Raw genomic sequence first — 7,663 nt, forward strand, 5'->3', positions numbered from 1 at the left:
TGCGTGTCCATGGCTGAATCCTTCCGCTTCGCCCTCGTCCGTCCCCGGGGCGAATACAAATCGCCAACAAGCCGACAGAGTTTAAAAGGCTTCCTAAAAATACACTTGGCAACTTGCATGCCAGCCCGACAAGCGAATAACGCCACCTGTTTTCAGCAGCTTATGAAAAGCGCAGCAGGCGGCGCCATACGTGCGGCGATCGGTCGCTCGACGCTCTGTTCGGATTGCGACATGGGTTACGCAATATTTCGAACGTCGACTCGACATTTGATTGAGGTCAGCTGCGCGGAGTCGCGAACCATCAACCGGCGCCATTTTGGCGCGTCCTACCGCAATTCGTCGCCGCCGCTCATTAGTCGCGCGGCGACGACTCGCCGGATCTCAGAATCGCAGTCATCGGTCATTTCGACGAGGAGATCCGACGGCGCCCGCTCGGCCACGACGAAACGCACGCGCAAATCCTCATCTTTGCTCAACAGGCGTAACTGATTGGCCGGAAGACGCTCCGCGACGAGCACGCGCACAAGGGGCTCGTGATCATGCATCATTGCTGCAAGTCGCGCCGGCGCAATCCGTCGCGCCGCCTGGCGGCGCACTTGAGCGTCGGGATCGCTCATCACAAGCGGCAACAACTCAGCAGGCGCGCGCCGTGCTGCAACGAGACGCACGCCAGCATCCGAATCTCTGAGAAGCTTTACGAGCGCCCTTCCATCGACTCGTTGCGCTAACGCCATCCGCACTTTCGACTCGGGATCATCCAGCAGTCGCTGCGCAAGCCGCAGGGGAAGACGCTGCGCGACCATCGCGCGTACGTCCGGCTCCTCATCGTCAAGCAGGGGCGTTAGAAGAAAAACGCTAGCATATTTCGCCGCGCCAACTCGCACTTCGAAATAGGGGTGATACAGATATTTGCTTGCCTCAAACGGATTGACCGAGAAGAAATGGTCGATACGTCTTGAGCGTCGATCGCGTACGCACGCCTGGCCGAGATTACATAATCCCCTCGCGCGGATTTCCTGATGCGGACAATCACGGCAAGAAAGCAACTCGCCTTGCCAATCCAAGGCTTCCATCAGACTGCGCGCCCCAATCCCGGGCCACTAGGCTGGCACGCAGGTATTTTCGACCGGGCACACTTCTGCGCAGCGTGGCCTGTCGAAGTGCCCCTCGCACTCAGTGCATTTCTTGGGGTCGATAATATACATATCGTTCTTGAGACGAATGGCCGCATTTGGACATTCGAACTCGCAGGCCCCGCACACGGTGCATTGCGACGCGATAATTTTGTAAGCCATGGCGCACTCCCTCGTCCATTGGACTGCCTGGCCCAACTTTCAATTCGCGTGCCAAGCATGTGCGGCAAGCGCAATGGCTGAAGGCCGACGACAAAAGGCGTCAGTTTCGTAGCATTTCTGACAAATGTCGATTGTTCGACAGGCGAAAGGGTCGTCTTCGTTAGAGCGGGTCCTCTCGAAGCAACCCCTAATGAGATCCGCTCCCAGTTGGTGCTCTCGCACATGAACCCGAACGGCCGCGGCGCACGCTAGAATCGCTTCACTTCGATATTGTATTTCTTGAGGGCGTAATTGACTTGACGAAGCGATAATCCGAGGAGACGAGCCGCCTTCGCCTGAACCCATCCGGCCTTTTCCATTCCTTCGATAAGTTTTTCTTTCTCGATCATCCGTCGCACCGGCGGATAGCCAACGCCATCCTTGAGGTCTTCTCCATCCTTCAGCTCTCTTTGAGACTCAGGCGAGCTTCCGAAGGGAAAACCGTAGACGCTCTCGCTTGCCGCGGCCTCAGCTGAGTGGCCAGGGGCAGATTGGCGTTGTCCCTCCGGACCTGCGGGACCAAAATAGGCTCCGCTTCCGCTCCCCGTCCACAACAGCGCAGAAAGACATTTGCCTGAAGCGCAAGCGAAATCCTTATCGATGATCATTTCCTCATGCGCCAAAGTAGCGGTCCTGCGCACGCAATTCTCCAATTCCCGCACATTGCCGGGGAAGTAGCAGCGCTGCAAAGTCTCGATCGCGCTCATCGAGAAGATTTGGCTACGCTTGTTTTCGGAGTTGAACTGCTCGAGGAAATTCTGGGCGAGCAGCGCGACGTCGCCAGGCCGCTCACGTAATGGCGGCAGAAAGACGGGAACCACGCTAATTCGGTAATAGAGATCTGCGCGGAATTCGCCACGCGCGACCGCTTCCTCCAAATTCTTGTTGGTGGCGAAGATCAAACGCACGTCCACCTTCAGCGTGCGCGTGCCGCCCACCCGCTCGAATTCTCCTTCCTGCAACACGCGCAGCAACTTCGCCTGAAAAGCCGTGGAGATTTCACCGATTTCATCAAGCAGCAGAGTCCCGCCGTTAGCGAGTTCAAACCTTCCCGCACGCTGCGCAACCGCGCCTGTGAAGGCGCCGCGCTCATGCCCGAACAATTCCGATTCGAGAACGCTTTCCGGCAACGCCGCGCAGTTCAATTTAACGAAGGGCTTGGCTCTCCGAAGAGAGAGATCGTGCACGGCGCGTGCGAACAATTCCTTGCCAGTGCCGCTCTCGCCGCGCAACAACACCGTCGAATTCGACTTCGCGACGACCGCGATCGTGTCCAGAACCTCGATGATTGCGGGGCTTTCGCCAACAATGCCGGCGACTTCGGGCCGCGCCGCGCGCGAGTCGAGCGCCTTCTCCAATCTCGCCCGTTCGTTCAACAACCGCTGACGGTCCGCCGATAACATGCGGTGCAATTTGACCGTCTGGCCGATAAGATTAGCGATCATCGTAAGGAAACGAATGTCGCCGTCGAAACTGTGTCCGGAGGGCTGCTCCCATACTCTATTAACCGACAGAGTGCCTATAACGCCGCCATCGGCCTTGATCGCTACGCCGACAAAGGAGACCTTATCGCCAAGGCGCTGCGCGATGACCTCGACCGCGTCGGCGAACAACGGATCGCTACACACATCCTGAACCACGATCGGAACGGCAGTCGCGACGAGACGGTCGATGATCTTGCGCGGAAGGATATCTATCGCGCGCAGCCCGCTCGGAGTAGCTCCGCCTGATGTCGCGACGATCTCAGGATCGCCGTTCTGGTCGAGCACGACAATCATGCCGAGCCGCATGTCCATGAAGGAGCTGAGCACGCTCACGACATTTGTGAGCGCCTGCTCAAGCCGTGCAGGCGCCGTCAATATCTTAGAGATTTCGTAGATTCCGAATAGAGCCGTGTCGGGCGACGGCGTCGAAGCGCTCATTCCGACTTCAGAGGCTCTCTTAACGCTCACGGCCGCCCTCCTTACGAACAGCCACGCCACATCGCGTCATATTTCGCATATGCGAAATCTATTGTTATTTTGACTCCAAATTTAGAAGTTGTCGTGTTTAAATTCCATACAAATCCAACCACTTTGTGCTCAAATGCAGTGCACAATTGTAGAGGTCGCGCCATACGTCTCCCAGCTAATCCGATGTTACGCCATGCGAAGGAGAACTTTTTTCCGCGCTCGAAGACGCTGCTAGACGATCCGTTCTTAAGCAATGCCATCCGCCAGCTCTTCCACGACCGTCCAACCAACGCTCCCATTTGGATCTTTCTGAGAAAGAAGATCCAGATATCTCCGCGCCGCCTCTTCGTTTCCGCGGCGCAATTCGATGAAACTGAGCGCTTTTAACGTATAAAGAGCAAAACGTCCTGGCCCCTCATGAGTTTGCGCCCCAATCGGCCAACCGCTCGGGTCTTCTGGCCATCCCGCCTGCTTTACCGCCTCTCTGAGGCCTTCCGCGGCGATATCCGCCGCGACATCTAGGCTGCCCATGTAGGTATGGATTTTGTACAGGCAGTAATAAGGAGCTAATTCACTTGGATTTTGAGTCAGCGCTTGCCGGAAGAGCTTGTCGGCGGTCGCGCGGTCGCGACGATAGGCGGCCACCCCCTGCTGCAACAACTCATCAATTTCCGGCGCCAATGCGCCAAAATTGACACGTTCAGCGTCGGCAAGGGGCATTTCCATCCATGTCCCCATAGCAACTTCCAGGCCAACGATCCCCGCCACTGCCGCGAGACGCCTCTTGGCGAATCCCTCCAGGCGCTCGCTCTGGCTTCATGATCGACGCGAAATTTCTGTCCGAACGCTGCAAGAAATAGGCGCGTCAAGGATCGGCTGAAATCGCCGTCTCGATTCTCGCTGAGATCGTGAAGGTCGTGCGCGAGGTTAGCGAGAAGCGAACATTGCAGCCGTGGCTTTGGCTGCACGAGCCTCAAGGCGTTTTGGAACAGAAAACAAGCTTCTGGCCGACCTCGGCGGAAAGCCGCTCATCCGCCGGGTCGCCGAAGAAATCCTGCGCAGTTGCGCTGAAACCGTCGTCTTCACCGGCTGCGATCGCGCACTGATTGAAAAGGCTCTTGAAGGCCTGCCGCTTCGTTTCGTACACAATGCGAATTGGATAGAGGGGATGGGGTCCTCGATCGCTATCGGGGTCAAAACGCTTGGCTCAAAAACTCAGGGCGCATTCATCGCGCCGAGAGATATGCCTTTCCTTACGTCAGACCTGCTCAGAAAGCTGATCGCTCCCTTCGAAGCGAGTCAGGGGACATCAATCATCTATCCAACCACGCCAATGGGCGAGCAGCGCAATCCAGCACTGTGGCCCCGACGCTTCTTTCCCCAGCTCGCCTCGCTCTCCGGGCCGCAAGGCGCCAAGCAATTGCTGGTGGACTGCAAGAGCTCCCAAAAGCACGCGATCATCCTCGACGAGAACGCCCTTATCGATATCGATTTGGCCGCAGATCTGGAAGCTGCGCGCTCGCGCTGGAAAATTGCTTGACAAGTGATCGGCCATCAGCCTTGTCGCCAGCACGGATCGCCTTGACGCAAAGCGCGTGTTTCCTCACCGACAATCAGCGGGCTAATTAACTGCAATTTAAGTGGCTTTATGGTGCCCAGGGGCGGGCTACCCTAAGTGATCGCCTCAATGGCTTAAGCAAAGGTGGGGTAGTCAACGTTCTCGCAGCGGGCGTCTATACGTGATGCGAAGGCAAGAGCTGTAAGTCCGATAGTAGCCGCGCTCCCTGGCGCGGTTTCATCGGCTGTTCCTCGATCAAAGCCCGACCGAGGGATCGGTGGTAGCGGAGCGCTACCGCCTTCCCCCACAACACCCAAACTTACGCCATCGTCTTCCGCGTGGGCGCCAAGTCGCAGCGCGAGCGGGATCGCGCCGTTATCAGCAAGCACCGCACGATCGCGAAATTCGACGTCTCGATAGCCCTGACGTCACGCCCTCCGAGGCGGATACCGTCACGGCTCGACACCTCGGACAGCGCGTTTTCATATGGCTTACGTCATCGCCTGGAAGTCTCTCCGGAGATGACGGCGTTGAGCAGCGTGGCGTATTCATCCAGCGTTCGAGCAAAGTCAAAGTCTTCCGAGCGACGCAACGCGCGTTCGGCATAATGCGCTCGGGGAGCGGAAGCCGCGAGTTTGCGCATGGCCTCAGCCATTGCCGCCGAATCTCTCATGGGCACGAGTATGCCATGCTCCGCCTCAGTGGCGCGCTTAACTTTGGACGCTAGGGCCCCCCCTAGGACTTCGGAAGGCCCGGAATCGCAATCCGTGACAGCCACGGGGACGCCGACCACCAGCGCCTCGACCAGCGAGTTTGGAAATCCTTCCGCGTTGGATGCAGACAGATAGGCATATGCTCTTCGAAGGCATGCGTAGGGATTATCTACAAACCCCGGCAAATGCACCCGATCGCCAATGCCGCGCACAGCCGCGAGCCGGAGAAGAGCCTGCCGCTCGGGACCCTCCCCCAGTATGACGAGATCGCCTGGCACGTCCGCCTGCGCGAAGGCGTCGATAAGCATTGCAAAATTCTTGTTCGCCGTCAGCCGCCCGATAGCAAGCCACGTGGTGGGCGGTAGCGCGATCGGCGCAGGCTCCAGTGCGCGCGTCATGATGTAATCGCGCTGAACAGGATTGTACATCACGGAAATTCTGGTGGCGGACACGCCATAGTTTTCGCGCAAGTCCTGCGCAACGCCATGCGACGTCGCTACAATATGTTTAGCGAGAGGGTACAGTAGTCGCACGATCAGCTTGTTAATCGCTGCGCCTTGGCCGAGATGGCTTGAGGTATGGACTCGCTCGCTGAGCGTCACAGGCGCGCCAGTGAGCGATCCGGCGACGACCGCGGCGCAGTTAGAACGGGTCAAAAAACTGAATAGAAGGTCCGGTCGCTCGCGCCGAACAAGCGCAACCAACTGTGTTACGCTTGCGAGATAGCCTTGGCGGCAATCGAGTTGATGGCGCCGGATTTCGACAGGGATTTTGTAAATTTCCGGAAGCCGATCGAGGAGCACAAGTTCGATATCGGCCGAAAGCCGATCCGAGAGCCTTTCTATCAGGGTAGTGAACACCCGCTCGGCGCCGCCGCCTTCCAAAGAATTAATAACGAAGAACGCCCGTTTTTGCCGTGATTGATTCAAGCGCTTCTCCTTTGCAGAAGCCTCAATCTCATAAAGTCGAATAGCCGAATAATCTGCAGGGCGAGATAAGACGCATATCCCTCACGCCAATAAAATTTATCCAGAAAACTGTCCGGTATCGGACGACGGAAAGCGGCCTGCCGGGCATATTGCCATGTCACAAGATTGCTCACGCGTTGCAGCTTACGTAAAGTCGCTGGCGGATGTCGCATCTCTTTGATCATGCGCTCTGCAATCAGCACGACAGGGTGAAGAAATGGTTCGAAGCGCGACGATTCTTGCCCAACTACAGCTTTATTATAATGGGCGGCAGGGACGGACGAATAAGCGCCGCGCCCTCTCTCCATGAGGCGAAGCCAGGTAGCTTTGTCCTCGCCCCGCCGATATTCGCTGGGAAATCCGCCGATTGCGATCAGCTCAGAGCGCCGGATCAATGTTGCAGACGTCCACATTGGACAAGAACGTCGTCGCAGCCATAGCTCTAGAAACGCGTCGAAATCAAAAACCTGCTCACCTTGGATTTGCTTGCCGCATGCGTCCTGGCTGCGACGGCCATCTGGATAAATGATTTGCCAGCTGCTGAAAGCGCAGGTTAATAGCCGATCCCTTTCTATAAGTTTTGTCAGTGACGCGAGATGCGTAGTTTCCCATGTGTCATCGGCATCGAGTAGCGCAATCCAATCACCTTTCGCCTGCCAGATACCAATATTGCGTGCGGCGGATGGGCCGCTTCGCGCCCTCTCCGTTCTGATAATTTCTATTCGTGGATCATTCATGCTCTCCACAAGCGTGGCGCCACCATCTGTTGAACCGTCGTCGACGACGAGTATCTCTGTTGGTTGGTAAGTCTGCCGTTGAACCGATTCAACGGTTTCGACGATGTGACTCGCCTTATTGTAGAGTGGGATTACAACTGAAACATCGGCCATCGTTGTCAGCCTAGTCCTTCCGTGAGAACGGTCATGGCGCTTTGCAAGAAGCGTCGCGTTCCCTCCCGACCACTGATAGAGAGACGATTTGCGGTTCACGCTTTCCCCACGCTGACGTAAGCAAGGCCGCGTTTGCGCACGTCGGCGGGTCGGTAGACGTTGCGCAGATCGACGATGATCGGCTGTTTCAGGAGAGTCTTCACCCGGTCGAGATCGAGCGCGCGAAAGGCGTCCCATTCGGTGACGAT

The 7,663-nt window shown here is 57.1% G+C and carries 8 protein-coding genes; 1 reads left to right on the plus strand and 7 read right to left on the minus strand.

Annotation, left to right across the window (positions count from 1 at the left end):
• Positions 1–326 precede the first annotated feature (326 nt).
• From FEV16_RS16670 to FEV16_RS16685, 4 genes are all read right to left on the minus strand, one after another.
• Positions 327–1,073 carry a 4Fe4S-binding leucine-rich repeat protein gene (locus FEV16_RS16670; protein ID WP_138168731.1) on the minus strand — a complete coding sequence of 249 codons (747 nt, stop codon included), beginning with the start codon at positions 1,071–1,073 and terminating at the stop codon, positions 327–329.
• 27 nt (positions 1,074–1,100) lie between these two features.
• The gene (locus FEV16_RS16675) at positions 1,101–1,295 is read right to left on the minus strand and encodes a 4Fe-4S binding protein (RefSeq protein WP_138168732.1); all 195 of its coding nucleotides are present in this window, start codon (positions 1,293–1,295) and stop codon (positions 1,101–1,103) included.
• A gap of 248 nt (positions 1,296–1,543) precedes the next feature.
• Complete coding sequence (gene nifA / locus FEV16_RS16680; RefSeq protein ID WP_138168736.1) at positions 1,544–3,256, minus strand: nif-specific transcriptional activator NifA; 1,713 nt, start codon at positions 3,254–3,256, stop codon at positions 1,544–1,546.
• Between the two features lie 276 nt (positions 3,257–3,532).
• Positions 3,533–4,012 (minus strand): hypothetical protein, encoded by a 480-nt coding sequence (locus FEV16_RS16685; RefSeq protein WP_138168737.1) that lies wholly within the window; start codon positions 4,010–4,012, stop codon positions 3,533–3,535.
• Positions 4,013–4,238: 226 nt separating this feature from the next.
• On the opposite strand from FEV16_RS16685, the gene FEV16_RS16690 reads away from it, so the two are divergent.
• Positions 4,239–4,826 carry a nucleotidyltransferase family protein gene (locus FEV16_RS16690; RefSeq protein ID WP_246657396.1) on the plus strand — a complete coding sequence of 196 codons (588 nt, stop codon included), beginning with the start codon at positions 4,239–4,241 and terminating at the stop codon, positions 4,824–4,826.
• 514 nt (positions 4,827–5,340) lie between these two features.
• Here the strand turns inward: FEV16_RS16690 and FEV16_RS16695 are convergent.
• The 3 genes from FEV16_RS16695 to FEV16_RS17385 form a co-directional block, all read right to left on the minus strand.
• A complete protein-coding gene (locus FEV16_RS16695) occupies positions 5,341–6,486 on the minus strand; it encodes a glycosyltransferase (protein WP_138168734.1) in 1,146 nt (381 codons plus the stop codon).
• The gene (locus FEV16_RS16700; protein ID WP_138168735.1) at positions 6,483–7,415 is read right to left on the minus strand and encodes a glycosyltransferase family A protein; all 933 of its coding nucleotides are present in this window, start codon (positions 7,413–7,415) and stop codon (positions 6,483–6,485) included. Before FEV16_RS16700 ends, FEV16_RS16695 begins: the two co-directional genes overlap by 4 nt.
• Positions 7,416–7,510: 95 nt before the next feature.
• Positions 7,511–7,663: UDP binding domain-containing protein (locus FEV16_RS17385; RefSeq protein ID WP_348639995.1), on the minus strand; the 153-nt coding region annotated here is incomplete at its 5' end.

Source organism: Methylocystis sp. B8 (genome assembly GCF_005771425.1).
GTDB lineage: Bacteria > Pseudomonadota > Alphaproteobacteria > Rhizobiales > Beijerinckiaceae > Methylocystis.